Consider the following 25,344-nt stretch of genomic DNA (forward strand, 5'->3'; position numbering starts at 1 on the left):
GCGCTCAGCCGTCGCAGGCCCAGAAGCCGCGGTAGCCGATGCGCGGACCGTCGGTCAGCGCGAAGACCATCTCGGCATTGGCGCGCGGACCGGGGTCGGCCTCGGGCGTCACCTCGACGCGCAGCCCCTCGGCGACCCAGGCCGTCGCGCCTTCGGTCATGCCCTCGGTCGGGCTCTCGGGCTCACTCTCCGGGGCCAGCCGCACCAGAACGCCGTTCACGAGCAGCCCCGCCCCCTCGGCCCCGACCGCGAGGATCGCCGGCGCCGCCGCCGTCTGCCGGAACCGGCACCGGGGCGCGGCGACGACGCGGGCGATCTCGTCCTCGGTCATCTGCGCCGGGTCCAGCCCGGCCAGCCGCGCGGCGGCGAGCGCCTCGGCCACGGTCCCCGGCCGCGGCGCGGGGTCGTGATAGATCGCCTCCACCCGGCCGCCGCGCGCGATATCGGCAAGCAGATAGCGCATCTCGGCGATCTCGCGCTCCTGCGCCTCGATGATGCCGTCGGCCAGCTTGCGCACCCGCGGGTCGGTGATCCCCGCCCGCTCCGAGGTCATGATCGCGATCGAATGGTGCGGGATCATCGCGCGCATGTAGCTGGTGCCATCGACCGTCGCCTGGCTGCGCACGAGCCAGAGCGCGCCCGCGAAGACCAGCGCCGCGACGCCGAGGACGGCGAGCTTCGCCCCCCGGCCCCGGTACATGCCCCACATGAAGCCCAGCATGACCGGCGCCATGGCCGCGCCCATGACCAGCGCCATCCAGGCGCGGGTCTCGCTGAAGAACACGTGCTCGACCGCGTAGGTGTTGAGATACATCAGCCCGAACATCACAAGCGTCGATGCCAGGATCATGAGCGAGAAGCGGAGGTAGGACATGGACGGTCTCCTGTCGCGAAGGGTGTCGGATCGGCGGGCCGGCGTCTGGCCGGCGGCAGTCTGGCCGGCGGGCGTCTGGCAGGCATGGCTCGGGCCGGCCGCGCTCAGGCAGGCGGGGCGGGACCGTGACCGCGCCCGAGGCTGGCCTCGAGCCGTTGGCGCAGCCCGCGCTGGTGGCGCCGGCCCCGGATCTGGTGCGCGCCGGTCGCCCGGGCGGTGATGCGCGCCTCGGGATCGGCGGGGTCCGACAGTTCGTAATCCCGCCGCGCGGCGGCCAGCACGGCCTGGCCCGGCGTGGCCGCGATGACCAGCAGCGACAGCTGCAGCGGCTCGCCCGCCCGTGCCCGCGCGCCGGCAAGCGCGCGCCGGATCAGCGTGCCGAAACTGCCGATGTCGCGATGCGCGCCGCTCGCGAGCGGGCCCTGCGCCGTCACCAGCGCCTCGGTCGTCGCCTCGGCCGCGTCGCCGTCGGTCACTTCCATCGTCCAGACCAGCGCGCCCTGCGAGACCTCGATCTGGATGTCGAGCACGTAGATCGGCTCGAGCCCGAGGTTCGCCACGAAGCAGCGCGCGGCAAGATCGCGCCCCGCCCCCGAGGTGACGAGGATCTCGGACCGCCGGTGCCGGCCCATGCTGGTCAGGAAGCCGTGCAGGTAGACGATCCAGACCAGCGCCGTCACCGCGCTGAAGGCCGCCTGCAGCAGCGCCGCATGTGTCTCGATCCAGTCCACGCCGGTCCCCCTGCTGTCCGAAACGCCTCAGCCCGCGAACAGACGGGAGGGCAGGAGGTTCCCGCCTCCCTGCGACACCGGGCCTGCGACACCGGGCACCGGCGGCGGAACAATGACCGGCCCGCCCTGTTCAGGGGGCCGCACCTACAGGGAGGATGGCCATGCGCCCCCGAGACACCCGTCCCGACGACACCTTCGACGACGGGCCCCGAGACAGGACCCGAGATAGGACCCGAAACGGGCACCGAGACGGGCACCGCCCCCGGACGCGCGACCTGCTGCGCGACTGCCTGCCCGCGATCGGCATCGCGGCGGCGGTGGCGGGCCTCGCGCTTCTCCTGCCGCGCGAGGCGCATCGCCCGCCCGACAGTGCCCCCGGCCGCGCCGCCCGCCGGGCCCGCTTCGGCGACCGGGTGGTCGAGGGCCGCAGCGTGACCATCGCCGCCCCGCGGCAGGCGGTCTGGGACCGGTTGCGCGACACCGACCGCTGGCCCGATTTCATGGAGACGCTGCGCGATCCCGAACACCGGCCCGACGGCACGCTGGGCTGGACCCTTGCCACGCCCTTCGGCCACGCCCGCGTCGTCGCGCGCATCTGCCGCGAGGAGGAGGGCCGCGCCATCGCCTGGGTCTCGACCGATGCATCCGAAGTCGAGGCCGAGGGAAAAGTGATGCTTCGCGACGCGCCCGCCGCGCGCGGCACCGTGATCGAGGCGCATGTCGCCTATCGCCCGCCCGGCGGCCTTGCCGGCCACTGGATCGCCAGGGCCTTCGGCCGCTCGCCCGGGGTCCAGGGCCGGCAGGAACTCAAGCGGCTGAAGATGCTGATCGAAACCGGCGAGATCGCCACCAATTCGAACCGCCGCAGCCCCGCGGCACGGGAGGCCTGACATGCGCGCCCTCACCTGGCACAGCACCCGCGACGTCCGCGTCGACACCGTCCCCGATCCCCAGATCGTCAACCCGCGCGACGCGATCATCGAGGTCACCGCCACCGCGATCTGCGGGTCCGACCTGCATCTTTACGACGGGGTGATCCCGGGGATGAAGCCGGGCGACATCCTTGGGCACGAGTTCATGGGCCGCGTCGTCGAGACGGGCCCCGGCTCGACCCTCACCCCCGGCCAGCGGGTGGTGGTGCCCTTCACCATCTCCTGCGGCGCCTGCCTGTTCTGCCAGCTCGGCCAGTTCTCGGCCTGCGACAACTCGAACCCGGTCGAGACGCAGGAGGCCTCGGAACTGCTCTACGGCCACGCGGTGAGCGGGCTGTTCGGCTATTCCCACATGACCGGCGGCTATCCCGGGGGGCAGGCCCAATACGTGCGGGTGCCCTTCTCGGACGTGGGCCCGATCGTGATCCCAGAGGGGCTCGCGGACGAACAGGTGCTGTTCCTGTCCGACATCCTGCCCACCGGCTGGATGGCGGCGGCCAATGCCGACATCGGCCCGGGCGACACGGTGGCGGTCTGGGGCTGCGGGCCGGTCGGGCTGTTCGCGGTGCAGTCGGCGCGGCTGATGGGCGCGGAGAAAGTCGTCGCGATCGACCATCACCCGAACCGCCTCGCGCTCGCGCGCGGGCTCGGGGCCGAGGTGATCGACTACCGCCAGACCCATGTGCTCGAGGCGCTGATGGAGATGTCGGGCGGCCTCGGCCCCGACGCGGTGATCGACGCGGTGGGCATGGAAAGCCACGGCTTCTCGCCCGACAACCTGCTCGACACGGTCAAGCAGAAGGTGGGCGTGGGCGCCGACCGCGCCCATGCGCTGCGCATGGCGCTGATGGCGGTGCGCAAGGGGGGGCGGGTCTCGGTGCCCGGGGTCTACGGCGGCTTTGCCGACACCTTCCCGCTGGGCGCGCTGATGGAGAAGGGCCTGCAGCTGCGCACCGGCCAGACCCATGTGCAGGCCTGTTCCGAAGACCTGCTGCGCCGGATCGGCGAGGGCGAGATCGACACCACCTTCCTCATCAGCCACCGCCTGAGCCTCGAAGAGGCGCCGCGCGGCTACGCGGGGTTCAGCGACAACCAGGACCAGTGGACCAAGGTCGTGCTGCGACCCTAGGGCGGACCGGGCACGCGGGCGGTCATCGCCACGGGCCGCGGGGCCGGCCGCCCCGCCCGCTGTGCCGCGCCATCTGCGAAGGCGTGACGCGCCCGGGACGACGCCGACCCGATCGTCCCGGGTGCGCAGGCAGGGACAGGGTGTGCACGGGGCTGGGCTTGCACGGGACTGGGCTTGCGCGGGACCGGGTCCCCGCGCCCGCGCCGGGTGCCGCGCGGCCTTTGGAGACGCGCGCCACGACCGTGATGGGACCCCGTCAGGGATCCTCGTCCGGGGTGCCGGCCTCGCCGACCCGCCGGACGGCGGCCCTGGCGCGGTCGCGCGCGGCCTCGCCGGCCGAGGCGCCGATCTCGCCCAGCTCGTCCACCGCGGCCTCGCCCATCCGCGCCGCCGCCCGACCCGCGTCGCGCGCGGCCGCCCCGGCCTCGTCGGCGGCGGCCTGCCCCATGCCGCGCAGCCGCTCGGCCTCGTCCTCCAGCATCTCGGCCTCGAGCCGCGACTGCGGCAGCACCCGTGCCGCCAGCGCCCCGAGCGCGAAGGCCAGCGCGCCGGCGACGAACGGATGCTCGCCCGGCAGCGCCGCGCCCTCGTCGGCCAGATGCCGCGCCCGCGCGGTCCAGTCGCGCTCCGCGGCACGGGGATGGCCGCGGAAGGCCTCTGCCTCGCTGGCATAACCCGGGCCGCCGGGGGCGCGCGGCCCGCCGCCCTGCCCGGCCCCGCCGCGGAGCGCCCCGGCCAGAAGCAGGCACAGCCCCGCCCCCGTCAGCCCCACCGCCAGCGGGTTGCGGCGCGCCTGCGCCATCGCCGCCTGCAGCGCATCCTCGCCGCCAAGCGCCAGCCGGTCGGTCACCCGCCGCCCGAGGTTGCCAAGATCCAGCGTCTCGCGCAGCTCGTGCAGCGTGCCGCCAAGCGCCGCGCGCTCCTCGGCCAGTTCCGCCTCGATTTGGTTCGGATCTCTCATCTCACGGCTCCTCCTTCAGGGTTTCGACATCGGCGCCGAGCGAGCGCAGGCTGCGCGTCGGCGCCAGCGACACCAGCCGCAGGTCGCGCCAGCCCTTGCCCGCCATCGCCAGCGCGATCAGCGCCAGCGCGCCGCCGATGATCAGCGCCGCCCAGCCGGGCGCGAGCCCCAGCTGCGCAAGGCCCGCGACGATCGCCGCCGCCAGCGTGTTCAGCGCCACGATCAGCACCACCAGCGCCGCCGCAAGGCAGCCGAGCGCCACCGCGATCTGGCGCAACGCCCGGTCGATCTCCGAGCGCAGCAGGTCCAGCTCGCCGCGCATCAGCGTGCCAAGCTGCCCCAGCGCCAGCCCGATCAGCCCGCCCGTGTCGCGCAGCGGGTGACCGCGTTCCGGGGCGGGTCCGGTCATGGCTCGTCCTCCGGGGCATAGGGCGGCGCATAGGGCTGCGCGCCGCCGGGAAGGTCGTCGGGACTTGCCGGGGGATCGGCCGCGTCCGGGCCGGTGGCACCGGACCCGGTGGCCCCCAGCGGCCCGCCATCCTCGGGCCGCTCGGCCGCAAGGCGCGCGATGCGGCTGGCCGCGAAGCCCGCCAGCGCCGCCCCGCCAAGAAACAGCAGCGGGCTGCTGGCCGCGAAGCGCCCCGCATCCTCGACCAGCCGGTCGACGGGGCGGCCCTCGATCCGCTCGGCCGTGCGGTCGAGCCGGCGCGACAGCCCGTCGGCGACCGACTGCTGCGGCGAGCCCGGGCGCAGCTCGGCCCCCGCGGCATCAAGCGCGCGCGCGAGGTCGGCGATCTCTGCGGCAAGGCCGCCCAGCATCCGCTGCCCGCCGCGCCGCGCGCCGCCCCTGACCTCGTCCGCCGCCGTCTCCGCGGCATCGCGGGCGCCGCGGGCAAACCGCCCGGCAGCCTGCCGGGCCTCCCGCCGGACCTCGGCCCCGATGTCGTCCATCGTCTCGCCAGCACGTGACATGGCTCTCTCCCGTTCTCAGGTGATCAGGTTGATAGCGAACAGGACGACGACCACCAGGCCGACGATGTAGATGATGTTGCGCATGCGGTCCTCCGTTCCTGCTGCGAGGCCTTCGAACAGACCAGCGGCCCGGATGTTCCCGCAGGCCCCGGCGCGGGCCTCAATCGCCGCGGTCGTGTTCGGGCTTGCCCTTGCGCGGGGTCGCGGCCAGTTCGCGCAGCTCGCGCTCGGACATCGAGCGCTCCATCTCGCGCGCCGGGCCCTTGAGATCGGCCTTCGCCGTCTCGCCGCGCTTCGCCGCCAGCGCGGCCCCCGCCGCCTTCTGCTGCGCCTTCGATTTCGCCGGCATGTCATCCTCCCGTGTTGCCGGACGCCGGAACATCCGGGCGGCCGGGATGTTCCCGGCGCCTCGGACACGCAGCGCCGACAGACAGGGAGAGACAGATGACAGGACCGGACCCGAGCATCACCGACACCGAGCTTCGGCGCCTGACGCGCGAGCTGCGCCATTTCGGCTGGGGCTCGCTCACGGCGCGGGGGGGCGCGGTAGCGCGCGTGTCGGACTGGCTGCGCCGCACCGCCGGTCTCGACGCGGTCTTCGTCGACGGCTCGTTCGACGTCTGGATCCTGCGCGACCACTGGGGCGTGTCGGAATTCGAGCGCTGGCGCGATTTCCGCGCCGCGCGCCGCCGCGACCCGACCCTCACGCCCGAGGATTTCGGCCTGAACCGGCTTGCCCCGGACCCGCTTGCCCCGGACCCGTCCGACGGGGACCGGGACAGAGCAGACGAGGACTGACGCTTCAGGCCAGCACCAAGACCACCGAGAGTGCATACAGCCCGAGCACCATCGCGCTTTCAAAGCCGATCCCGGCGATGCCGCGCCGCTCGCGCCGGATCATGCCCAGCATCAGCACCGTGACCATCAGGATCGCGACCTGCCCGGTCGAGCGGTCCGTCGACGTGAACGCGGCATAGATCGAGCCGGGGGTGACAGCATCGGCAAGGCTGAGGAACATGACCTCGAAGGCGTTGCCGCCGATCACGTCGCCGACCGCGAGGCTCACCGCGCCGATGCGCACGGCGGCCACCGCCGTCACCAGCTCGGGCAGCGAATTCGCGACGGCCGAGAACAGCGTGCCGACGACGCTGGCGCGCAGACCGCCGCGCTCGACCAGCGCGGTGCCGACCTCGCCGATGACGAAGCCCGCAACCGCCGTCAGCCCCGCCAGCACCCCGAACCGCAGCCATAGCGCCCGCCCATCCTGCGCACTGTCGGGCGAATCGCCGGGCGCACCGTTGGGCGGCGACAGCTCGGGCCGGGTGTCGGGCGTCGCGACCGGGGTCCACATCGGCTCGGCCCGGATCGCGGCCAGCAGCCTGAGGCCCGCAAGATAGCCAAGCACGATCGCGACCGAGACCGGGTGGATGCCCCGGACGGCCCAGCCCGGCTCGCTCGTGGCCAGAAGCGGCAGCGTCAGAAGCGCGATCAGCAGCACCCCCTGCCCCAGCCCCGCGGGGCTCGCCGCGGCATGTTCAAGGTTGGCGCGGCGATAGCAGATGTCGGCCACGGCCAGAAACGCCGTCTGCGCGGTCAGCCCGCCCAGCGCGTTGCCGATCGCGATCCCCGCCTGTCCCTGCAGCGCCGTGGTGACCGAGGTCACCGCCCCGGGCAGCGAGGTCGCGGCCCCGACGAACAGCGCGCCCGCGACGATCTCGCCCAGCCCGGTCCGGTCGGCCAGCGCGTCGGCCACATGCGCAAGCCGCGTGCCCGCGAACGCGATCACCGCCGCCGACAGGACGAACAGCCCGGCGAGGGCCCAGAGCGGCAGTCCGCCCATCATCGCCGCCGGATCCCCAACAGCAGCACCGGCCACCGCGGACGTGCCGGCACCGAAACCGGCAGAGGCCAGTCCGGCCCCAGCCCGGCGCCGCGCATCGCCCTGGTCATCGCGGTCAGGGTCAGCGCCCTGCCTGGGCAGCAATGGCCGGTCCCGGCCGTGCCGCAGACGTCGGGCAGCAGCCCGCCATCCGGCGCGATCGCGTGGCCCTGCCAGCGCAAACCCACGCGGACGATGCCGCCGATCGCGGGAGATAACCGGCACAGGCGGCACGCCTCGCCGCATCGCACCCCGCGCGTCGGACCCGGTGCGCCGCCCCCGCCTTCGGCAAGCCCACATTCGGCACCTCGGGCACGCGCCCCCGGGACGGTCCGGCGCGGCAGACCACGGCCGTCGCGCACCGGCGCGGGCGCCTCGGGGCCGCGCTGGCGTAGAGCGGGGCGCTGCATCGGCGGCGCCCGGAACCGGTCCGCGCCCGGCCGCTCGCGGCGAGTGCCGCCGACGGCATGGCCCTCTCGCGGGAAGGCGGGCGTCAGGACCGTGGGCCTGTGGTCGAGACCGTCGAGCGTGGCAAGCGTCATGCGCCCTCGAACCGGCGCCGGTCGCGAATGTTCCCGCGCCGGCCGGGAACATCGCGCGCCGGCGCCTGTTCAATGCCCCCGTGACCGGCCGCGGCCGGCCCGCCACCACAGGAGAGACCAATGGCACATGCCTCCGGAAAGCAGTTCGGGCGCGGCGCGAAGGGCAAGAACGACGCCTCGGGTGCCGCGAGCCGCGTGGATGTCGAGGACATCCCCGAAAACGCGCCGCTGTCGAACCGCGACGAGACGCTGGGCGACACCCATGCCGGCGGGCGGGACGGGCGCTGGACCAAGAGCCAGCAGCGCACCGACCACCCCGAGAACCGCCATCCCCGCGACCGGTCCGGCGATGACTGACCCCGCCCTTGCCCCTGCCGCGCTGCTCGACGCGCTCGCGGCCGATGCGCAGCGCCGGGCCGACGAGGCGGTGACCCGCGAACGCGCGCTGCGCGCCGAGCAGGCCACCCTGCGCGCCCGCCTGCGCGAGATCGACGTCGAGGCCGGGGCGCAGACGATCCGCGCCGACCGGCTTCCGGCCTACCGGATCCGGCTGAGCGAGCGGCGGCTCGATTGCCCGAGGTGCTGGATCGAGGAGGGCGAGGTCGCGCTGCTGACCTGCCGGCGCGACCTGCTGACCTGCCCGCGTTGCGACGCGAGCTTCGGCGGCGCCGAGACCGGCTGACCGATGGCCCGCAAGGACATGCCGCGCGACCGCCCCGATGCGCGTCGCAAAGCCCGGGCTGGGATCACCGTCGTGGCGATCCTCTTCGTCACCGTCGCGCTGTTCTTCATCGGCAACGTGATCTCGCACGGGCGGGTCCAGAACGAAGAGCAGCGTCGCGAGAGCCCGACCCAACCCGTCGGCGACCCCCGCCCCTGACGCGGCCGGGACCGCCCCGCGAACGCCCCCGGCGGAAAGGCGACACCATGGCCAAGTCGAACTGGAAAACCCGCGGCACCGCGACGGCACTGATCGCGGGCGGCCTCGTGCTGGTGGTGCTGCTGTTGCTCGCCACGCTGCGCGAGCCCGACACCGCCCCCGAGGGCAGCCCCGCGAACGAGGCGGGCGAACGTCTCGACACCTGAACCCGATCGGCAGGAGACCGCGATGACCGAGATCACCGAAAGACTGCAGCGCGACCACCGCTTCGTCGCGCGCCGGATCGGCGAGGGCCTGCATCCGGTCGCCGCCTGGCGCGAGCGGCGCGGTCTCTCGTCCGAGGGGCTGGCCGGGCGCGCCGGCCTGACCCCGCGCGAGGTCGCGGCGATCGAGAGCGGCCTGCTGCTGCCCGATCCCGCGCAGCGCGCCCGCCTCGCCCGGGCGCTCGGCACCGACCCGGCGGCACTCCTGCCCTGAGGCGGCACCGGGTCGCGGCCCCCGTGCCCGCCCGTCGATGCGGCTGGTCGGCGAGGGGAGAAGACCGCAGAGGCGGCGGAGCGACCGACCAGAGCGCGACCGCCGCCCGCGACGACAAGGGCCGCGCGGGGCTGTCAGGGCGAGCGGTCAGATCGAGCGGTCGGCGATTTCGTCCATGATCATCTGCCGCGCCCGGTTGACGCGGCTTTTGACCGTGCCCATGGCGCAATCGCAGATCCGCGCGCTGGCCTCGTAGCTTTCGCCCTGGATCACGACCAGCCGGAACATCTCGCGGAAGGGTTCGGGCAGGCGGCCCACCGCGCGCATCGCCTCGTCGGCGCGCAGCACCCATTCCTGCGACGGCGCCACGCTGGCGCGCGACGAGACGGACACGCAATCCGCCCGGCCCGGCGCCTCGCGACGGCGCAGGCGGATCTCGTTGTAGAAGATGTTGCGCATGATGATCGACAGCCAGGCCCGCAAATTGGTGCCGGGCTCGAATTTCTCGATGTTCTCGATGGCCCGCAGCAGCGTGCTCTGCACGAGGTCGTCGGCGGCGTCCCATTGTCGCGTGAGACGCCATGCACGTCGGCGCAGCACCGGCAGCAGCTCGAGGATGTCGTGCTGCACGATGATCTCGCGGCGGTCCGCCGCGTTCTCCGGCCTCGTCATGCTTCCCCCAATCAGATCGGAATTGTCCGATGAACGGAAACGCAGCGGCGCCGGATATGTTCCGGTGCGGGCCCCCGGCCGGGGCGCCGCGACGCCGCCGAGGAACGCCGCGCCGGCTGCGAAGTCGGCGACGAATTCGGCGGGGAATTCGGCGGGGAAGTCCCGGGAACAAAAGGACCGGGCCGCTGTTCACGGGCCCTGATCCGGCATTCGCCACGCGATCGGGGAAGGAGGTTCCATGACATTCGCCACATCCGCCGCAGGCGCGGCACCACCGAAGCGGGCCGGTGGCAGGACCGGCGGCTGGACGGTCGCCGCCCGCATCGTCTCGGTCATCCTCGGGCTGATCGGCCTCGCGCTGCTTGCGGGGGGGATCTGGCTCATCGGGCTGGGTGGCAGCTGGTATTACGCCATCGCCGGGCTCGGCCTCGGGCTGACCGCCGCGCTCTTGTGGATGCAGGATGCGCGCGCGCTGCGGGTCTATCTGGTGACCTGGCTCTTCACCCTGGCCTGGGCCTTCTGGGAGGTGGGCACCGACTGGTGGGCGCAGGTGCCGCGCCTTGTCGCGCCGACGGTGATCCTCGTCGTCCTGCTGATCCTGATCCCCGCCCTTCACAGCCGTCCACGGCCCCGGCCCGACGGGTCCTGAGCCGGAAAGGAGACATCATGACCCAGCGTCTCACCCACAGCTTGCGCGGCCCGGCCGCCCTGATCCTCTGCCTTGGCCATCCGGGCCTCGCCACCGCGCAGCAGGACACCGGGACCACCCCGCCACCGCAGGACGCCCCCCCGCAGCAGGCGCAGCCCGCCCCGCCGGAGGCGCCGCAACCAACCGTCCCCGAGCGTCTCGCCCCCGGCGTGCGCAGCGAGCCCGCGCCCGACAGCAGCCGGGCCGAGCCCGACGCGACCGGCGCAGCGGCACAGACAGATGGCGGCACGGACGCCGGCGGCGCGACACCCGCGGCGCCGCCGGCCGAGACGCGCGGCGCACAGGAACAGGGCCCGCCTGCCGCGGTCCCGGCCGGGCGTGATCCCCGCCCGCCGCGCGAGGTCGGCGCGGACTGGCCCTATTGGGGCGGCGGCCCGAATGCCCGGCGCTACTCGCCGCTGGCGCAGATCACGCCCGACAACGTCGGCCGGCTGGAACGCGCCTTCGTCTTCCGCACCGGCGACATGCCCTCGGCCGCGGCCAAGGGGAAATACGCGGCCGAAACCACCCCGCTCAAGGTCGGCGACAGCCTCGTGATGTGTTCGGCCAAGAACATGCTGATCTCGATCGACGCCGCCACCGGCGAGGAGAACTGGCGCTATGACACCGGCGTGCCGGACGAGGCGATCCCATATTCCGCCTCGTGCCGCGGGGTCTCGGTCTACACCGCGCCCGAGCTGGCCGAGGACGACATCTGCAAGACCCGGATCATCGAGGGCACGATCGACGCCAAGCTGCTGGCCGTCGACGAAGCGACCGGGGTCCCTTGCGAGGATTTCGGCGAGAACGGCATGGTCGACCTGTGGACCGACATCGGCGAGCGGGTGCCCGGCTGGTACGCGGTGACCGCGCCCCCCGCCATCGTGCGCGGCATCGTCGTCACCGGCGCGCAGGTCAAGGACGGCCAGGCCGAGGATGCGCCCTCGGGCGTGATCCGCGGCTTCGACGCGGTGACGGGCGCCTTCCTGTGGGCCTGGGACATGGACAATCCCGAGAATGCCGACGGCCCGGCCGAGGGCGAGACCTACACCCGCGGCACGCCCAACATGTGGACCACCGCCACCGGCGACGAGGAATTGGGCCAGGTCTACCTGCCGCTGGGCAATTCCTCGGTCGACTACTACGGCTCGAACCGGATCGAGAGCGAGAACGAATGGGCGACCTCTCTCGTCGCGCTCGACGTGACCACGGGCGAGCCGGTGTGGCACTTCCAGACCGTGCATCACGACGTCTGGGACTACGACCTCGGCAGCCAGGCGACGCTGATCGACTATCCCGGCGCCGATGGTGCGCCCGTGCCGGCGGTGCTGCTGCCCTCGAAGCAGGGCGATCTCTACATCCTCGACCGCCGCACCGGGGAGCCGCTGACCCCGGTGGGCGAGATCGAGGCCCCGACCGGCGGCAGCGTCGAGCCCGACTTCATCTCGCCGACCCAGCCGGTGTCGGAATGGCACACGCTGCGCAAGGACCCGCTCAGGGAAAGCGACATGTGGGGCTTCACCGCGCTTGACCAGCTCTGGTGCCGGATCCAGTTCCGCCGGGCGAACTACGAGGGCTTCTATACCCCGCCCTCGACGGACCGGCACTGGATCCAGTATCCGGGCTACAACGGCGGATCGGACTGGGGTTCGGTCGCGGTCGATGTCGAACGCGGCGTGATCGTGGCGAACTACAACGACGTGCCGAACCACAACCGGCTGATCCCGCGCGAGGAGGCCGACGCGCGCAACCTGCGCCCGATCACCGAGCAGGTCAGCGGCGGCGACGGCGGCAGCAACGCCGAGGGCGCGGGCGACCCGCAGGCCGGCGCGCCCTATGCGATCGAGGTCAACGCGGGCTGGCGCAACGACGTCACCGGCATGCCCTGCACCGCGCCGCCCTATGGCGGCATCCGCGCGATCGACCTCGCCACCGGCGAGACGCTGTGGGACGAACCCCTGGGCACGGCGCGCCGCAACGGCCCCTTCGGCATCCCGTCCTACCTGCCGATCAAGATCGGCACGCCCAACAACGGCGGCTCGGTGCTGACCGGGTCGGGGCTGATCTTCATCGGCGCCGCGACCGACGACCTGTTCCGCGCCATCGACATCGAGACCGGCGAGACCCTGTGGTCCGACGTGCTGCCCGCCGGCGGACAGGCCAACCCGATCACCTACGAGGTCGACGGTCAGCAATACGTGCTGATCGCGGCCACTGGCCACCACTTCATGGAGACGCCGACCGGCGACTACCTGGTCGCCTACAAGCTTCCCTGAGGTCGAGGGACCGCAGCGTCCCGGGCCCGGCCGTGACATCGCGGCCGGGCCTCCCTATGGTGCAGGACCGACGCGCGAGGAGCCGAACGCAGGCCATGACAGACACCCGCCCCAAACCCGGCCCGGCGACTGTGCCCGTCTGCGCGATCGGCGCCTCGGCCGGCGGGGTGACGGCGCTGCGCGCGCTGTTCTCGCAGCTGCCGCCGAACCTCGGGCTGGCCTATGTCGTCATTATCCACCTGCCCCCCGACCGGCCAAGCCAGCTGCACCAGATCCTGTCCGAAGTCACCGGCATGCCGGTGGTGCAGGTCGACGACACGCCCGAACTGCGCCCCGACACCGTCTTCGTGATCCCGCCCGACAGCGAGCTGGTGATCGAGGGCGACGCGGTCACCACCCGCGAATTCATCGAACCACGCGGTCGAAGAGAGCCGATCAATCGATTTTTCAGATCGATCGCCAAGGGCCGCGGCGACGGCATGGCGGTGCTGCTGTCGGGCGGCGGCTCGGACGGCGCCGCCGGCGCGCGGGCGGTGAAGGAGGCAGGCGGCGTGATCCTGGCGCAGGAGCCGGCCGAGGCCGAATTCCCGATGATGCCCCGCGCGGTGATCCAGGGCGGCGGAACGGATGTCGTCGGCCCGATCGCGACGCTGGCCCGGCGCATCGCCGAGATCGCCGCGACCAAGCACAGCCTGCGCGAGACCGCGCCCGAGATCGCCGAGCCGGTCTATCGCGAGATCCTGACGCTGGTGCGCGACCGCACCGGCCACGACTTCCTGGGCTACAAGGATGCGACCGTGCGCCGGCGCATCGCGCGCCGGATGCAGATCACCCGCAGCGCCAGCCTGCCCGACTATGCCCAGCGTCTGCGCTCGAACGCCGACGAGGCGCAGGAGTTGTTCTCGGAACTGCTGATCTCGGTCACCTCGTTCTTCCGCGACCCCCAGGCCTGGGACCAGCTGTCGGCCGAGGCGGTGGCGCAGATCCTCGAGGCGGCGGACGAGGGCGGCATCCGGGCCTGGGTCGTCGGCTGCGCCACGGGCGAAGAGGCCTACAGCCTTGCCATGCTGCTGCTCGAGGCGATGGAGACGCGCGGGCTGAGCCTGCCGGTGCAGATCTTCGCGACCGATGTCGACGAGACCGCGCTCGTGTTCGGGCGCGAGGGCCGCTATGGCGCGGGCATCGCCGCCGATGTCGGCGAGCGGCGGCTGCAGCGGTTCTTCGAGCGCGACGGCGAGGGCTACCGCGTCCGCAAGGTGCTGCGCGACTGCGTGCTTTTCGCCCGCCACAGCCTGATGCGCGATCCGCCGTTCATGCGCCTCGACCTGGTGTCGTGCCGCAACCTGCTGATCTACCTCAATCGCGGGGTGCAGCGCGACGCGCTGGGCACCTTCGCCTATGGCCTGCGCCGCAACGGCTACCTGTTCCTGGGGCTCGCCGAGAACCCCGACCTGCTGTCGGACGATTTCCTGCCGGTCGAGCGCAGCGCGCGGATCTACCGGCTGCGCACCCGCGCCGTGCGGCATTTCCCGGCCCGCAACGCAAGCCCGCAGGGCGAGTGGCCGCGGGCGATCGACAGCACCCGCACCCGGACCCGCGAGGGGCAGGCGCGCGGATTTTCCGAAACCCATGCCGCCGCGCTGGAACAGTTCGCCCCACCCAGCGTCCTCGTCGCGCAGGACCTGTCGGTGCAGAACCTGTCGCCGCTGGCGGGGCGCTACCTGCTGCCCTCGGCGGGACCGCTGAACAACAACATCGCCAGCCTCGTGCGGCCCGAGCTGCGGCTGGACCTGCGCGCCGCGATCCGGCGCGCGGTGGACCGGGGCGAGCCCACGCTGACGGCGCCGGTGCCGGTCGCCTTCGATGCCGGCGCGCGGTCGGTCGCGCTGCATGTCGCGCCGACGGCCGGGCCCGAGGGCCAGCCCGCGGTGCTGATCCTGTTCCTCGACGGGGGACCGGTGCTGGCCGGCAATCTCGCCGAGGTGCCCGACCAGCCCGCCGGAACCGAGATCCGCCGCCTGCGCGCCGAGCTGGAAAGCGCCGAGGCGCGGGCGGTGACGGCGGGCGGCGAATACGAGGTGACGCTGGAGAACCTGCGCATCGCCAACGAGGAGCTGCAGTCGGTCAACGAGGAATACCGCTCGACTGCCGAAGAGCTGGAAGCCTCGCGCGAGGAGCTGCAATCGACCAATGTCGAGCTTGAGGCGCTCAACCGCGAGCTGGAGGACAACCTGACCTCGATCCGCAGCGCGCACAGCGACCTCGAGAACGTCATCGCGGCCTCGGACATCGGCACGCTGTTTCTCGACACCGACCTGAAGATCCGGATGGTGACGCTGCGGGTGAAGGAGCTGTTCAACGTCACCGAGGGCGACACCGGCCGGCGGATCACCGACTTCAACCACCGCCTGACCTGGTCGAGCCTGCCCGAGGACGTGGCGCAGGTGCTGGCCGACCTGCAACCGATCGAGCGCGAGCTGCCCACCACCGACGGGCGCTGGCTGCAGATGCGGCTGCGCCCCTACCGCACGATCGACGACCACATCAACGGCGTGGTGCTGACCTTCGTCGACGTCACCTCGGGGCGCGAGGCGCTGACGCGGCTGCGCGAGAGCGAGGCGCGGGCCAATGCGCTTGCCCGGGCGACGGCGCAGGTGATCTACCGGATGTCGGCGGACTGGAGCGAGATGCTGGAGCTGAGCGGCGACGGCTTCCTGGCCGACTGCCCCACGCCCGACGCCGGCTGGCTGGCGCGCTATATCCATCCCGAGGACCGGCCCCAGGTCGACCAGGCCATCCTGCACGCGCTGCGCGAGAAACGGGTGTTCGAGCTTGAGCACCGGGTGATCGACAAGGACGGCGGCATCGGCTGGACGCTGTCGCGGGCGGTGCCGATCCTGAACGCGGATGGCGAGATCGCCGAATGGTTCGGCGCGGCAAGCGACCTGACCGCGCGCAAGCGCCACGAGGAGGAGCTGCGCGCGACCCGCGACGCGCTGGCGATGGCGACGCGGGCCTCGCGCCTGGGGTGGGGCAGCTGGGACTATGCGACCGGCCAGGCCGAGTGGGACGCGCGCGCCCGCCAGATCATCGGCCTGGCGGCGGGCGAGGGCCGGATCGACGACTGGATGACCCGCCTGTCGGCCGAGGACCGGGCGGCGATCGAGGACGAGATCGCCGCCAGCCTGCGCGAGGGCCGCGCCTTCGAGGTCGAGTTCCAGCCCGTCGCCGGTCCGGCCGCGGGGCGGATCGTGCACGCGACCGGCATGTTCCAGAGCGGCGACGAGGGCACGGCGGCCCATGGCACGGGCCTTGTGCGCGACGTGACCGAGCTGCGCCGCTGGGAGGCGCGCCAGCGGATGCTGGTGGGCGAGCTGAATCACCGGGTGAAGAACCTTCTGGCGGTGATCCAGTCGATCGCCGCGCAGACCCGCCGCGGCAGCACCGACCTTGAAAGCTTCGGTCGCGCGTTCGAGCAGCGGCTGTCGGCGCTGGCCGCGGGTCTCGACACGCTGACGCGGTCAAGCTGGACCGGCACCGACCTGGCAGAGCTGATCGAGATGACGGCGGGCGCGCTGCGCCCGGGCGAGGGCCGGCTGTCGTGCACGGGCGAGCCCGTCACGCTCGCGCCGGACGCGGTGCTGACGCTGGCGCTCGCGCTGCACGAGCTGGCGACCAACGCCCTGAAATACGGGGCATGGTCGTGTTCGGGCGGCAAGGTCGCGGTGGACTGGGCGCGCGAGGGCGAGGATCTGCTGCGCCTGCGCTGGCGCGAGACCGGCGGCCCGCGCCCCGTGCCCCCCGACGCCCGCGGCTTCGGCTCGGCGCTGCTCGAGACGGGGGTCGCCTGGGATCTCGACGGCAACAGCAGCCTCGAGTTCGCCGACGAGGGCGTGATCTACACGCTTGTCTTCCCGGTGCCCGCCGCGGGGTGAGCGGGAGGCTGAGCAGGCCCGGAGCAGGCCCGAAGCAGGTCAGTGCAGCCAGCGGGGGCGGCGTTCGGTGACACCGTCGGCCTTTGGGCGCGGACGGCGGCGCTGCAGCCGTTCCTCAAGATCCCGTGCCAGATCCACCAGCCGCTGCGGCGGGTCGGGCATCTGGGCCGTGTCCTTGTCGGGCTGGCTGGACGTGGGCGGCAGGGCCTTTTCCTGCTTGTCGTCTTCCGGCATGCGCTTGCTCCGTCCTCGCGACAGCGCGGTGCGCCGGCGCTGTCTCCCTGAAAGGTCTACGCGCGGGCGGGGCAACCGGATCAGTTCGGAACCATGCCGCCGCCGCCCTGCCGGTCGGGGTCGGATGCGCCATCGGCCGGCCCGGCACATGCCGGACCGGCCACCCGTCGCAGGGGACTGCAGGAACTGGAGGCCTGGGGGCCTCCGCAGCGTCGAACAGGCGCGGGCGCGGAATGTTCCCGGCGCGGCCGGTCCCGAGGGCCGGCCGTATCCGTCAGTCCGCAAGCGCCAGCGCGGTGGCGACGAAGGCGACCGCGACGGGACCGACCCAGCCGGCCCAGACCGCCGCAAGGAGCCCGGGGTGATCGAAAACGGGCCGCGCCCAGCCCGCCGCATCGGCGCCAAGGCCGATCATCACCGCCAGGAAGGCCGTCCCCAGAAGGATCCCGGCCAGAAAGTGCGCGCCAAGCCAGCACAGCGCCGCCCGGTCGTCACCCGCCGTGTCGTCATCGGTCATGGACAGCCTCCCTTCCGGACCTGCCCCGACCGGCGCGGCGACCGCCATGGCCCGCCGCCGGCCGGGCGGGCCCTCCGCGCAAGGTCCGGGCAGGAGCGGCGCTGCGGCTAGGCATCCGGGGCGAGGATGGCGAAGGCGAGCGGGCCCAGGGCGATGCCATGCGCCTCGCGCTGCGTGGCGCAGCCGGGGGCGGACAGCATCCGCCAGCGGCCGGACACGGGCATGAAGGCGGCATCCTCGGAGAAATTGACGACGATGCGCCGCTCCTGGCCCTGATAGGCGCGGGTCCAGGAGATGATCGGCGCACGCTCGCCCCGGGCCATGCGTTCTTCGCCCAGGCGCAGCACCGGCTCGTCCCGGCGCCAGGTCAGGAAGTCGCGGGTGAAGGACAGCACGCTGCCGGGGTCCGCCGACTGGCGGCGCACGCAGAGCGCCGCGTGCGTGTCCATCACCGGCAGCCAGGGCGTGGCCTTGCCGAAGCCGCAGTGCTTTTGCCGGTCATTCCACGGAAACGGCGTGCGCGCGCCGTCGCGCCCCTCGAAGGTCGGCCAGAAGGCCTTGGCCCAGGGATCGACGATCTGGTCGTAGTCCAGATGCGGATGCGGCAGGCCCAGCTCGTCACCCTGATAGAGGATGCAGCCGCCCTTGAGCGTCATCTGGGTGAACAGAAGCATCTTCGCCGCCGCTTCGCGCAGGCCCTCGCCCGCGAAACGGGTGAGATTGCTGACCGCGCGGATCGTGTCGTGGTTGGTGAAGACGTTGAGAAACCAGCCGTTGCCCAGAAGCCGCTCGCGCCGTTCGAGCTGGGCGGTGATCGAGTCGACCTCGGGGTGGCAGTTGATCAGCCCGAAATCGTAGACCGCGTGCAGCGCGCGGCCCTGCTCGGTGAACTCGGCCGCGGCCTGCGAAGTGTCGATGTCGGCCAGCTCGCCGATCAGGACGATGTCATTGGCATCGGCGAAGGCACGGAAGCGTTCGAGGATCGCGCGCGTGCCCTCGGCGGCGCGGTCGAAATAATGCAGCTGCGCGGCGAAGGGATTGGTCGGCCCGCCGCCGATCAGCGCGTTCGAGCCCCCGCGCCCCACGGGCGGGTTCGAGCGCAGGTCGCGGTCCCACGCCAGGCACTGCACCGCGTCGATGCGGAAGCCGTCGACGCCGAGATCGCTCCAATAGCTCATCTCGGCGATCAGCTGGTCGAGAACGGCCGGGTTGTGCAGGTTCAGCGCCGGCTGCGAGGCGAGGAACGGATGGTAATAGTATTGCGACCGCCGCGGCTCCCATGTCCAGGCGGGTCCGCCGAAGGACGACAGCCAGTTGTTGGGCGGGCCGCCGTCGCGGGCGCGATCGGCCCAGACGTACCAGTCGGCCTTGGGCGTGTCGCGCCCCTCGCGGCTTTCGGCGAACCAGGGATGGTCGTCCGAGGTGTGGCAGGGGATGAAGTCGAGAAGCAGCTTCAGGCCGCGGTCATGCACCGCGTCGCGCAGGCGCATGAAATCCTCCATGCTGCCGGCGGTCGGATCGACGAGGCGGAAATCCGAGATGTCGTAGCCGAAATCCTTCTGCGGCGACTTGTAGAACGGCGAGAGCCAGACCGCGTCGACCCCGAGCCCGGCGATGTGGTCGAGCCCTGCGAGCACGCCGCCCAGATCGCCGATCCCGTCGCCGTTCGCGTCGCGGAAGCTGCGGATGTAGACCTGATAGATCGCCGCGCCCCGCCACCAGTCGGCGGCAAAGCCGTCGGCCAAGGGCTCGTAAGGCCCCGGCCGGGCCATCGGCGCGCCGGTCATGGCGCGGCGCGGGCGAAGAACGCCCCCCATGCCGGCAGGTGGATCTCGTCGCCGCGGCGGATGCCGCCGAAGCCGTGGCCGGTCATCTCCGGCCCCGTCTCGGCCTCGGGCAGGCTCAGCACCTGTTCGGCCCCGGACAGGTTGAAGGCGCAGGTCAGCACCTCGTCGCCCAGGGCGCGGCGGAAGCCGAGGATCGCCGCCGAGGTCGCGACGAACTCCATGCCGCCCTGGCGCAGCGCGGGCTGGTCGCGCCGCCAGTGCAGGAAGCGGCGCAGCCGGTTCAGGGTCGAGCCCGGCAGCGCGTCCTGCCCCGCGACCGAAAGCGCAAGATGCGCCTGCGGCACCGGCAGCCATGGCTCGACCTGCGAGAAGCCGCCCGAGGGGGCGTCGCCGGTCCAGGGCATCGGCGTGCGTGCCCCGTCGCGGCCCTTGTAGGCCGGCCAGAATTCGCGGCCATAGGGATCGACGACGCGGTCCTGCGGCAGCTCGGCCTGCGGCAGGCCCAGTTCCGCCCCCTGGTAGAGACAGAAGGCCCCGCGCAGGCAGGCAAGCGCCGCCATCAGCACGGTGACGGCATCGGGCGTCTCTTCGGACCCGAGCCGGGTGATCGCGCGGGTGAAGTCGTGATTGTCGAGCGCCCAGGCCGGCCAGCCGGCATCCTCGTCATGGCCAAGGTCGCGCGCGACGTCGCGCAGAAGGCCCGGCGGGACGTGGTGCGCGCCCAGAAGCCAGTAGCCATAGGCCAGCTGCAACCGCTTCACGGCGGTGTATTCGCGGTGCACGCGCACCGCCTCGGACTGGTTCAGTTCGCCCAGAAGCGCGCGACCGCCGTAGCCGTCGCAAAGCGCCCGGAGCCGTTCGAGGAAGCTCACCGTCTCGGGGCGGACGATGTCGTGGATGTGAAGCTGGCGCGAATAGGGATTGAACTCGAAGGCCTCGCCCTCGGGGATCGAGGGGTTCGGGGGATTGTCGCGCAGCTCGGCGTCGTGGACGTAGAAGGTGCAGACGTCGAGCCGGAAGCCGTCGACCCCCATGTCGAGCCAGAAGCGGCAGGTGTCCAGCACCGCCTGCTGCACCGCGGGGCAGTGATAGTTCAGGTCGGGCTGCTCGCGCAGGAAGTTGTGCAGGTAGTACTGGCTGCGCCGCGGCTCCCACTGCCAGGACGAGCCGCCGAAGACCGACAGCCAGTTGTTGGGCGGGCCGCCGTCTGGCTTGGGGTCGGCCCAGACGTACCAGTCGGCCCTGGCGTTTCCCCGCCCCTCGCGGCTTTCCAGGAACCAGGCGTGCTGGTCCGAGGTATGCGACAGCACCTGGTCCATGATGACCTTCAGGCCGCGGTCATGCGCACCCGCGAGCAGATCGCGAAAATCCTGCAGGTCGCCGAACAGCGGATCGACGGCGAGATAGTCCGCGACGTCGTAGCCGAAGTCCTTCATCGGCGATTTCACGAACGGCGAGATCCAGATCGCGTCCACGCCGAGCGAGGCCACGTGATCAAGCCGTTCGGCGATGCCCCGAAGGTCGCCGATGCCGTTGCCGGTCGTGTCGAGATAGCTGCGCGGGTAGATCTGGTAGATCACCGCGCCCTTCCACCAGTCGTCGGGGGCGGGTTCGAATGCCATGGGGTTCCTGTGCCTTGCCGTGTCCGGGGGGCTGAATGGCGCAGGGGGCCGAATGTTCCCGGCGGCGGCGGATGTCGGCTCAGTGCCCCGCCGTCGCGTCCTCGACCGTGCCGCTGTCGTGATCTGCGCGCACCTGCGCATGGCTGATCAGCGCGAAGATCAGCGTGCCGCCGATGACGTTGCCCGCCAGCACCGGCAGCCAGAAGCGCAGGATCGCCCCGGCCAGCGACAGCTCGCCCAGGAAGACCAGGTACAGGACCTCGACCGTGCCGACGATGACATGGGGGAAGTCGCCGATCGCGATGAGATAGGTGGCCAGGAAGATGATCGCGAGCTTGGCCTGGCTGGTGGCATAGATCGCCCAGACCATCGTCGCGATCAGCCAGCCCGAGATGATGCCCCCGCCCAGCATCTGCAGCGCGGGCTTCTCGACAAGGTGGTGGCCGATCTCGACGAAGGCCTCGCCCACGTCGGGCGGGAAGACCGGCATGAAGGCGAAGACCGCCGCGGCGATCAGGCTGCCCAGCGTGTTGCCGGCAAGGACCACGCCCCAAAGCCGCAGCAGCCGCACCAGGTTGCGCCGGTCGGGGCGGGTCATGAACGGCAGCACCGCCGTCACCGTGTTCTCGGTGAAAAGCTGCTGGTTCGCGGCGATGACGAAGAGGAAGCCCGCCGTGTAGCCCATCGCCTCGAACAGGAAGCCGAAGTCGGTCTCGGGCAGGTTCGCGCGCAGGATGCCGCGGGCCATGAACGAGGTGCTCATCGTGATCCCGCCCGCGACGGCCGACCACAGAAGCGCCATCGCCTCGCGGTTCAGCTCCTTGTCGCCGTCGCGGCGGATGACCTCGTGCACGGCGGCCGAGGTCGAGGGCAGGCGCGTCTCCAGNCGCCATCGCCTCGCGGTTCAGCTCCTTGTCGCCGTCGCGGCGGATGACCTCGTGCACGGCGGCCGAGGTCGAGGGCAGGCGCGTCTCCAGCTCCTCGAGCCCGTCGCCGGGCTGGTCCTGCCGGATCCCGGGCGCCGGGGCCGCCGACGCGGGGTCGGGGGTCCGCTCATCGGGCCGCTCATCGGGCCTGCCGCCGTTCGCGTCGTCGTCTTGCCCTGTCCTGTTCATCAAGCACCTTCTCCTCGGGGGTCAGCGGCCCGTCCGCATCCGCGCGCTTGACGCGCCAACCGCTGCGACCGGGATCGGTCTTGGCCGCCGCGGGCCCGGGCGGCTGCCCGGCGGCCTGGCCCGCGGGCGGCTCGGAATGGTGTCGGGGACCCGGTCGGGGCGGGGTCTTGTCGGGGCCTGTGGTCACGGTGTGCCTCGCTGTCAGGGGAAGTGCCCCGAACAGGCAGGCCCGGCGGATGTTCCCGCGCCGGGCGGGGATGAAGGCGCGGCTCACCCGTCATGCCGGTCCCCCGCCTCGAGCCGGTCGGCGACCAGCTTGAAGGCCCACAGCACCACGATCGTCGTCACGGCGGCGATCGCGCCGAGGCCCGCGAGCCCGACGCCGCAGGCAAGCCCCACCGCCCCGGCCATCCACATGCCCGCCCCGGTGGTCAGCCCCCGCACCCGCCCGCCCGCGGTGATGATCGAGCCGGCGGCCAGGAAGGCGACGCCCGCCGTCACCGCCTCGATCAGGCGCAGGATGTCGATGCGTTCGTCCGCCGCGCCGCCGCGCGTGTCGGCCGCCGCGATCAGTTCGAGCGCGATGAGTGCGAACAGGCAGCTTGCCGCTGCGATCAGCACATGGGTCCGAAGGCCCGCCGCCTTGTCGCGCAGCTCCCGCTCGAACCCGATCGCGCCGCCCAGCACGATGGCCAGCACGATGCGCAGAAGCGCCACCCCGGGCGGGGTGGCCGCGAACGAGACCGAAAGCTCCGACATGACCAGATCCATCGTTGCCAAACGCCGCCGCCCGGCGCGCGTTCCCTGCCGGCCGCCGCGGGCTCAGCCGCCGCGCGCCCAGGCCCGCAGCGCGCCGCAGCGGGCGATGAAATCGCCGGCGCCCTGCGGCGCATCGAGCGTCACGACACCCGGCAGGTCTGCCCCAAGGCCCGCGGCTTTCAGGAGTTGCCCCGCCCCGCCGGCCAGAGCGACGAATTTCTGATGCGCCACCGCCTCGGCGCAGAAGATCCGGGCCGGGTGCATCGCGCAGAGGCTGTCGGCGCCTTCGTCGGACAGGACCAGCGCCACCGCGTCGTAAAGCGCCGAGGGCGCGCCGTCGATCTTCTGATCCGCCGCGAGGCGGCTGCCGTCCGAAAGGGTCACGCCCCCGATCCGCGCCGCCACGACCTCGACCAGCCCGCCCGCCTCGTTCACCGCCGCGACCATCCCCGCCGGTGCGCCGTCGCTGACCAGCAGGCCGAGCTTGCGCCCCTCGAACCGGCCCGGCCCGTTCTTCAGGATCGACAGCGCGTCCGAGGGCGGCAGGTCGATGGGCGCGCGGGCGGGCACGGCGGCCGGGGGCAGGTCCATGCCCAGCCCGTCGGCCACCTTTTCCGCGAGACCGGCGTCGATGTTGGGCAGGTGCGCCAGCATCCGCGTGCGGATCGCCGGCGTCTCGACCTTCGACAGTTCGAAGACCAGTGCAGCCACGATGTGGGTCTGCTCCACCTTGGTCTGGCTGACGTAGAACTGCCGCGCCTGGCTGTAGTGATCGGCGAAGCGTTCGGGGCGGATGGTGCGGCGTTTCTCGCCCTCGACGCGCTCGGGATGCGAGCGGAAGCCGTCGGCGGCGGCGCGCGGCCCGCCCTCGGCCCAGCCGTTCGGCTCGTAGTTGGCGCGTCCCTTCGGCGCGCGCATCGCCATGTGGCCGTCCTGCTGGAAATGGTGGAACGGGCAGCGCGGGGCGTTGACCGGGATATGGGTGAAGTTCGGGCCGCCGAGGCGCTTCACCTGCGTGTCGAGATAGCTGAAGTTGCGCCCCTGCAGCAGCGGATCGTTGGTGAAGTCGATGCCGGGGACGATGTTCTGGGTACAGAAGGCGACCTGCTCCGTCTCGGCGAAGGCATTGTCGACGCAGCGATCGAGCACCAGGCGGCCGATCCGGCGCACCGGCACCAGCTCTTCGGGGATGATCCTCGTCGCGTCGAGGATGTCGAAGTCGAAGCAGTCGGCGAAGTCGTCGTCGAAGACCTGCACCCCCAGCTCCCGTTCCGGGAAGGCGCCCGTCCGGATCGCCTGCCACAGGTCGCGGCGGTGAAAGTCGGGATCGGCGCCCATGATCCGCACCGCCTCGTCCCAGACCACCGATTGCAGGCCCAGCTTCGGCTTCCAGTGGAACTTGACGTAATGCGATCTCCCCTCGGCGTTCACCACGCGGAAGCTGTGGACGCCGAAGCCTTCCATGAAGCGGAACGACCGCGGGATCGCGCGGTCGGACATGATCCACATCACCATGTGCATCGCTTCCGGCATCAGCGAGATGAAGTCCCAGAAGTTGTCATGCGCGGTCTGCGCCTGCGGAAAGCCGCGGTCGGGCGCCTCTTTCGCGGCGTGGATCAGGTCGGGGAACTTGATCGCGTCCTGGATGAAGAAGACGGGGATGTTGTTGCCGACGATGTCCCAGTTGCCCTCGGGCGTGTAGAGCTTGACCGCGAAGCCGCGCACGTCGCGGGCGAGGTCGGCCGACCCCTTGTTGCCCGCGACGGTCGAGAAGCGCACGAAGGCCTCGACCTTCGTGCCCGCCGTCTGGAAGATCGCGGCCGAGGTCAGCTCGGGGATCGCCTCGGTCACCTCGAGGTAGCCGTGCGCGCCGAAGCCGCGGGCATGGACGACACGTTCGGGGATGCGCTCGTGGTCGAAGTGGAACAGCTTCTCGCGCAGCGCGAAATCCTCCATCAGGACCGGACCGCGGGCCCCGGCCCTGAGGCTGTTCTGGTCGTCGGCGATCGGTGCGCCGTGCGCCGTCGTCAGGCGCGCGCCGCCGCGCCCGGGGCGCTGGTGCAGCTCTCCTCCCGGCCGGTCTCGGCGGGATGGTCCGTCGTCTCGGTTCCGGTCTGGCTGTGCGCGCTTGCGGGGGTGTGGCCGTCATCGCTCATCGGTGGCTCCCTTTTTTGAGCCCCCTCGAACAGGGGTGGCCCGCGCATGTTCCCGCGGCGGGCGGGCTGAAATCCGCCGATGCGGCGAGGGTGCGAATGCGCAGCCTTTCGCGGGCCTTGCCTGACGGGCGGCCGGGGCAGCCGGCCACGCCGGCCCGATTTGCGAAGCCCGCGCGTGTTGGCGGTTCCTCCCGCCCCCATGCGCG

Annotated in this window: 28 protein-coding genes; 11 read left to right on the top strand and 17 right to left on the bottom strand. The window is 72.2% G+C overall.

Annotated features, from left to right (window positions below):
- Positions 1-4: 4 nt before the first annotated feature.
- Positions 5-874 carry a DUF305 domain-containing protein gene (locus V8J39_RS21515; RefSeq protein ID WP_336463032.1) on the bottom strand — a complete coding sequence of 290 codons (870 nt, stop codon included), beginning with the start codon at positions 872-874 and terminating at the stop codon, positions 5-7.
- 104 nt (positions 875-978) lie between these two features.
- Positions 979-1,605, bottom strand: coding sequence for a hypothetical protein (locus tag V8J39_RS21520; protein ID WP_336463033.1), 627 nt, complete (start codon positions 1,603-1,605; stop codon positions 979-981).
- A gap of 161 nt (positions 1,606-1,766) precedes the next feature.
- Between V8J39_RS21520 and V8J39_RS21525 the strand changes: the two genes are divergently transcribed.
- Together V8J39_RS21525 and V8J39_RS21530 are read left to right on the top strand one after the other, a co-directional pair.
- Positions 1,767-2,495 (top strand): SRPBCC family protein, encoded by a 729-nt coding sequence (locus tag V8J39_RS21525; protein WP_336463034.1) that lies wholly within the window; start codon positions 1,767-1,769, stop codon positions 2,493-2,495.
- Between the two features lies 1 nt (position 2,496).
- A complete protein-coding gene (locus tag V8J39_RS21530; RefSeq protein WP_336463035.1) occupies positions 2,497-3,666 on the top strand; it encodes a zinc-dependent alcohol dehydrogenase in 1,170 nt (389 codons plus the stop codon).
- A gap of 256 nt (positions 3,667-3,922) precedes the next feature.
- Here V8J39_RS21530 and V8J39_RS21535 read toward each other — a convergent pair whose 3' ends face one another.
- From V8J39_RS21535 to V8J39_RS21550, 4 genes are all read right to left on the bottom strand, one after another.
- Entirely contained in the window at positions 3,923-4,627 is a 705-nt protein-coding gene (locus V8J39_RS21535; RefSeq protein ID WP_336463036.1) for a DUF3618 domain-containing protein, read from the bottom strand.
- Between the two features lies 1 nt (position 4,628).
- The gene (locus V8J39_RS21540) at positions 4,629-5,036 is read right to left on the bottom strand and encodes a phage holin family protein (RefSeq protein ID WP_336463037.1); all 408 of its coding nucleotides are present in this window, start codon (positions 5,034-5,036) and stop codon (positions 4,629-4,631) included.
- Positions 5,033-5,599 (bottom strand): hypothetical protein, encoded by a 567-nt coding sequence (locus V8J39_RS21545; RefSeq protein WP_336463038.1) that lies wholly within the window; start codon positions 5,597-5,599, stop codon positions 5,033-5,035. Before V8J39_RS21545 ends, V8J39_RS21540 begins: the two co-directional genes overlap by 4 nt.
- A gap of 160 nt (positions 5,600-5,759) precedes the next feature.
- Entirely contained in the window at positions 5,760-5,948 is a 189-nt protein-coding gene (locus V8J39_RS21550) for a DUF3008 family protein (protein ID WP_336463039.1), read from the bottom strand.
- Between the two features lie 95 nt (positions 5,949-6,043).
- Between V8J39_RS21550 and V8J39_RS21555 the strand changes: the two genes are divergently transcribed.
- On the top strand, positions 6,044-6,397 hold the full coding sequence (locus V8J39_RS21555) for a hypothetical protein (RefSeq protein ID WP_336463040.1): 354 nt from the start codon (positions 6,044-6,046) through the stop codon (positions 6,395-6,397).
- 4 nt (positions 6,398-6,401) lie between these two features.
- On the opposite strand, the gene V8J39_RS21560 is transcribed toward V8J39_RS21555, so the two are convergent.
- The gene (locus tag V8J39_RS21560; RefSeq protein ID WP_336463041.1) at positions 6,402-7,442 is read right to left on the bottom strand and encodes a sodium:calcium antiporter; all 1,041 of its coding nucleotides are present in this window, start codon (positions 7,440-7,442) and stop codon (positions 6,402-6,404) included.
- On the bottom strand, positions 7,439-8,020 hold the full coding sequence (locus V8J39_RS21565; protein WP_336463042.1) for a hypothetical protein: 582 nt from the start codon (positions 8,018-8,020) through the stop codon (positions 7,439-7,441). Before V8J39_RS21565 ends, V8J39_RS21560 begins: the two co-directional genes overlap by 4 nt.
- Positions 8,021-8,140: 120 nt before the next feature.
- Here V8J39_RS21565 and V8J39_RS21570 point away from each other — a divergent pair, with 120 nt between their 5' ends.
- From V8J39_RS21570 to V8J39_RS21590, 5 genes are read left to right on the top strand one after another with little or no spacing between them, the layout of a single operon-like run.
- Positions 8,141-8,377, top strand: a complete 237-nt coding sequence (locus V8J39_RS21570) for a hypothetical protein (protein WP_336463043.1) — start codon at positions 8,141-8,143, stop codon at positions 8,375-8,377.
- Positions 8,370-8,702, top strand: coding sequence for a hypothetical protein (locus V8J39_RS21575; protein ID WP_336463044.1), 333 nt, complete (start codon positions 8,370-8,372; stop codon positions 8,700-8,702). Before V8J39_RS21570 ends, V8J39_RS21575 begins: the two co-directional genes overlap by 8 nt.
- 3 nt (positions 8,703-8,705) lie before the next feature.
- Entirely contained in the window at positions 8,706-8,900 is a 195-nt protein-coding gene (locus V8J39_RS21580) for a hypothetical protein (protein ID WP_336463045.1), read from the top strand.
- A gap of 47 nt (positions 8,901-8,947) precedes the next feature.
- Positions 8,948-9,106, top strand: a complete 159-nt coding sequence (locus V8J39_RS21585; RefSeq protein ID WP_336463046.1) for a hypothetical protein — start codon at positions 8,948-8,950, stop codon at positions 9,104-9,106.
- Positions 9,107-9,128: 22 nt separating this feature from the next.
- Entirely contained in the window at positions 9,129-9,377 is a 249-nt protein-coding gene (locus V8J39_RS21590) for a helix-turn-helix domain-containing protein (protein ID WP_336463047.1), read from the top strand.
- A gap of 147 nt (positions 9,378-9,524) precedes the next feature.
- Here the strand turns inward: V8J39_RS21590 and V8J39_RS21595 are convergent, their stop codons facing one another.
- Complete coding sequence (locus V8J39_RS21595; protein WP_336463048.1) at positions 9,525-10,049, bottom strand: sigma-70 family RNA polymerase sigma factor; 525 nt, start codon at positions 10,047-10,049, stop codon at positions 9,525-9,527.
- Between the two features lie 238 nt (positions 10,050-10,287).
- Between V8J39_RS21595 and V8J39_RS21600 the strand changes: the two genes are divergently transcribed.
- The 3 genes from V8J39_RS21600 (at position 10,288) to V8J39_RS21610 (ending at position 16,948) form a co-directional block, all read left to right on the top strand.
- Positions 10,288-10,698, top strand: coding sequence for a glucose dehydrogenase (locus V8J39_RS21600; protein WP_336463049.1), 411 nt, complete (start codon positions 10,288-10,290; stop codon positions 10,696-10,698).
- Between the two features lie 17 nt (positions 10,699-10,715).
- A complete protein-coding gene (locus V8J39_RS21605; RefSeq protein ID WP_336463050.1) occupies positions 10,716-13,013 on the top strand; it encodes a pyrroloquinoline quinone-dependent dehydrogenase in 2,298 nt (765 codons plus the stop codon).
- A gap of 95 nt (positions 13,014-13,108) precedes the next feature.
- Entirely contained in the window at positions 13,109-16,948 is a 3,840-nt protein-coding gene (locus V8J39_RS21610) for a chemotaxis protein CheB (protein WP_336463051.1), read from the top strand.
- A 39-nt stretch (positions 16,949-16,987) separates the two neighbouring features.
- On the opposite strand, the gene V8J39_RS21615 is transcribed toward V8J39_RS21610, so the two are convergent.
- The 8 genes from V8J39_RS21615 to V8J39_RS21650 all read right to left on the bottom strand — a co-directional run bounded on the left by V8J39_RS21615 (position 16,988) and on the right by V8J39_RS21650 (position 25,138).
- Positions 16,988-17,182, bottom strand: coding sequence for a hypothetical protein (locus V8J39_RS21615; protein ID WP_336463052.1), 195 nt, complete (start codon positions 17,180-17,182; stop codon positions 16,988-16,990).
- Positions 17,183-17,456: 274 nt separating this feature from the next.
- Positions 17,457-17,699, bottom strand: coding sequence for a hypothetical protein (locus tag V8J39_RS21620; RefSeq protein WP_336463053.1), 243 nt, complete (start codon positions 17,697-17,699; stop codon positions 17,457-17,459).
- Between the two features lie 107 nt (positions 17,700-17,806).
- Positions 17,807-19,516, bottom strand: coding sequence for an alpha-amylase family glycosyl hydrolase (locus V8J39_RS21625; RefSeq protein ID WP_336463054.1), 1,710 nt, complete (start codon positions 19,514-19,516; stop codon positions 17,807-17,809).
- Positions 19,483-21,108, bottom strand: a complete 1,626-nt coding sequence (locus V8J39_RS21630) for an alpha-glucosidase (protein ID WP_336463055.1) — start codon at positions 21,106-21,108, stop codon at positions 19,483-19,485. Before V8J39_RS21630 ends, V8J39_RS21625 begins: the two co-directional genes overlap by 34 nt.
- Positions 21,109-21,187: 79 nt before the next feature.
- A complete protein-coding gene (locus tag V8J39_RS21635; protein WP_336463056.1) occupies positions 21,188-21,961 on the bottom strand; it encodes a formate/nitrite transporter family protein in 774 nt (257 codons plus the stop codon).
- A 532-nt stretch (positions 21,962-22,493) separates the two neighbouring features.
- Positions 22,494-22,982: an MgtC/SapB family protein gene (locus tag V8J39_RS21640; RefSeq protein ID WP_336463057.1), complete on the bottom strand. Its 489-nt coding sequence runs from the start codon at positions 22,980-22,982 to the stop codon at positions 22,494-22,496.
- 63 nt (positions 22,983-23,045) lie between these two features.
- Positions 23,046-25,046, bottom strand: a complete 2,001-nt coding sequence (locus V8J39_RS21645; RefSeq protein ID WP_336463093.1) for a catalase — start codon at positions 25,044-25,046, stop codon at positions 23,046-23,048.
- Positions 25,010-25,138, bottom strand: a complete 129-nt coding sequence (locus V8J39_RS21650) for a hypothetical protein (RefSeq protein WP_336463058.1) — start codon at positions 25,136-25,138, stop codon at positions 25,010-25,012. Before V8J39_RS21650 ends, V8J39_RS21645 begins: the two co-directional genes overlap by 37 nt.
- Between the last annotated feature and the right edge of the window lie 206 nt (positions 25,139-25,344).

This window comes from Frigidibacter sp. MR17.24 (assembly GCF_037095655.1).
Taxonomy (GTDB): Bacteria; Pseudomonadota; Alphaproteobacteria; order Rhodobacterales; family Rhodobacteraceae; genus Frigidibacter.

Bases quoted from the DNA above. Each gene is read 5' to 3' on its own strand.
- V8J39_RS21540 (WP_336463037.1), bottom strand. From the start codon at position 5,036: ATGACCGGACCCGCCCCGGAACGCGGTCACCCGCTGCGCGACACGGGC.
- V8J39_RS21575 (WP_336463044.1), top strand. From the start codon at position 8,370: ATGACTGACCCCGCCCTTGCCCCTGCCGCGCTGCTCGACGCGCTCGCG.
- V8J39_RS21625 (WP_336463054.1), bottom strand. From the start codon at position 19,516: ATGGGGGGCGTTCTTCGCCCGCGCCGCGCCATGACCGGCGCGCCGATG.
- V8J39_RS21515 (WP_336463032.1), bottom strand. From the start codon at position 874: ATGTCCTACCTCCGCTTCTCGCTCATGATCCTGGCATCGACGCTTGTG.
- V8J39_RS21595 (WP_336463048.1), bottom strand. From the start codon at position 10,049: ATGACGAGGCCGGAGAACGCGGCGGACCGCCGCGAGATCATCGTGCAG.
- V8J39_RS21525 (WP_336463034.1), top strand. From the start codon at position 1,767: ATGCGCCCCCGAGACACCCGTCCCGACGACACCTTCGACGACGGGCCC.
- V8J39_RS21545 (WP_336463038.1), bottom strand. From the start codon at position 5,599: ATGTCACGTGCTGGCGAGACGATGGACGACATCGGGGCCGAGGTCCGG.
- V8J39_RS21550 (WP_336463039.1), bottom strand. From the start codon at position 5,948: ATGCCGGCGAAATCGAAGGCGCAGCAGAAGGCGGCGGGGGCCGCGCTG.
- V8J39_RS21555 (WP_336463040.1), top strand. From the start codon at position 6,044: ATGACAGGACCGGACCCGAGCATCACCGACACCGAGCTTCGGCGCCTG.
- V8J39_RS21565 (WP_336463042.1), bottom strand. From the start codon at position 8,020: ATGACGCTTGCCACGCTCGACGGTCTCGACCACAGGCCCACGGTCCTG.
- V8J39_RS21590 (WP_336463047.1), top strand. From the start codon at position 9,129: ATGACCGAGATCACCGAAAGACTGCAGCGCGACCACCGCTTCGTCGCG.
- V8J39_RS21600 (WP_336463049.1), top strand. From the start codon at position 10,288: ATGACATTCGCCACATCCGCCGCAGGCGCGGCACCACCGAAGCGGGCC.
- V8J39_RS21630 (WP_336463055.1), bottom strand. From the start codon at position 21,108: ATGGCATTCGAACCCGCCCCCGACGACTGGTGGAAGGGCGCGGTGATC.
- V8J39_RS21585 (WP_336463046.1), top strand. From the start codon at position 8,948: ATGGCCAAGTCGAACTGGAAAACCCGCGGCACCGCGACGGCACTGATC.
- V8J39_RS21650 (WP_336463058.1), bottom strand. From the start codon at position 25,138: ATGAGCGATGACGGCCACACCCCCGCAAGCGCGCACAGCCAGACCGGA.
- V8J39_RS21560 (WP_336463041.1), bottom strand. From the start codon at position 7,442: ATGATGGGCGGACTGCCGCTCTGGGCCCTCGCCGGGCTGTTCGTCCTG.
- V8J39_RS21640 (WP_336463057.1), bottom strand. From the start codon at position 22,982: ATGTCGGAGCTTTCGGTCTCGTTCGCGGCCACCCCGCCCGGGGTGGCG.
- V8J39_RS21580 (WP_336463045.1), top strand. From the start codon at position 8,706: ATGGCCCGCAAGGACATGCCGCGCGACCGCCCCGATGCGCGTCGCAAA.
- V8J39_RS21610 (WP_336463051.1), top strand. From the start codon at position 13,109: ATGACAGACACCCGCCCCAAACCCGGCCCGGCGACTGTGCCCGTCTGC.
- V8J39_RS21605 (WP_336463050.1), top strand. From the start codon at position 10,716: ATGACCCAGCGTCTCACCCACAGCTTGCGCGGCCCGGCCGCCCTGATC.
- V8J39_RS21535 (WP_336463036.1), bottom strand. From the start codon at position 4,627: ATGAGAGATCCGAACCAAATCGAGGCGGAACTGGCCGAGGAGCGCGCG.
- V8J39_RS21620 (WP_336463053.1), bottom strand. From the start codon at position 17,699: ATGACCGATGACGACACGGCGGGTGACGACCGGGCGGCGCTGTGCTGG.
- V8J39_RS21570 (WP_336463043.1), top strand. From the start codon at position 8,141: ATGGCACATGCCTCCGGAAAGCAGTTCGGGCGCGGCGCGAAGGGCAAG.
- V8J39_RS21615 (WP_336463052.1), bottom strand. From the start codon at position 17,182: ATGCCGGAAGACGACAAGCAGGAAAAGGCCCTGCCGCCCACGTCCAGC.
- V8J39_RS21530 (WP_336463035.1), top strand. From the start codon at position 2,497: ATGCGCGCCCTCACCTGGCACAGCACCCGCGACGTCCGCGTCGACACC.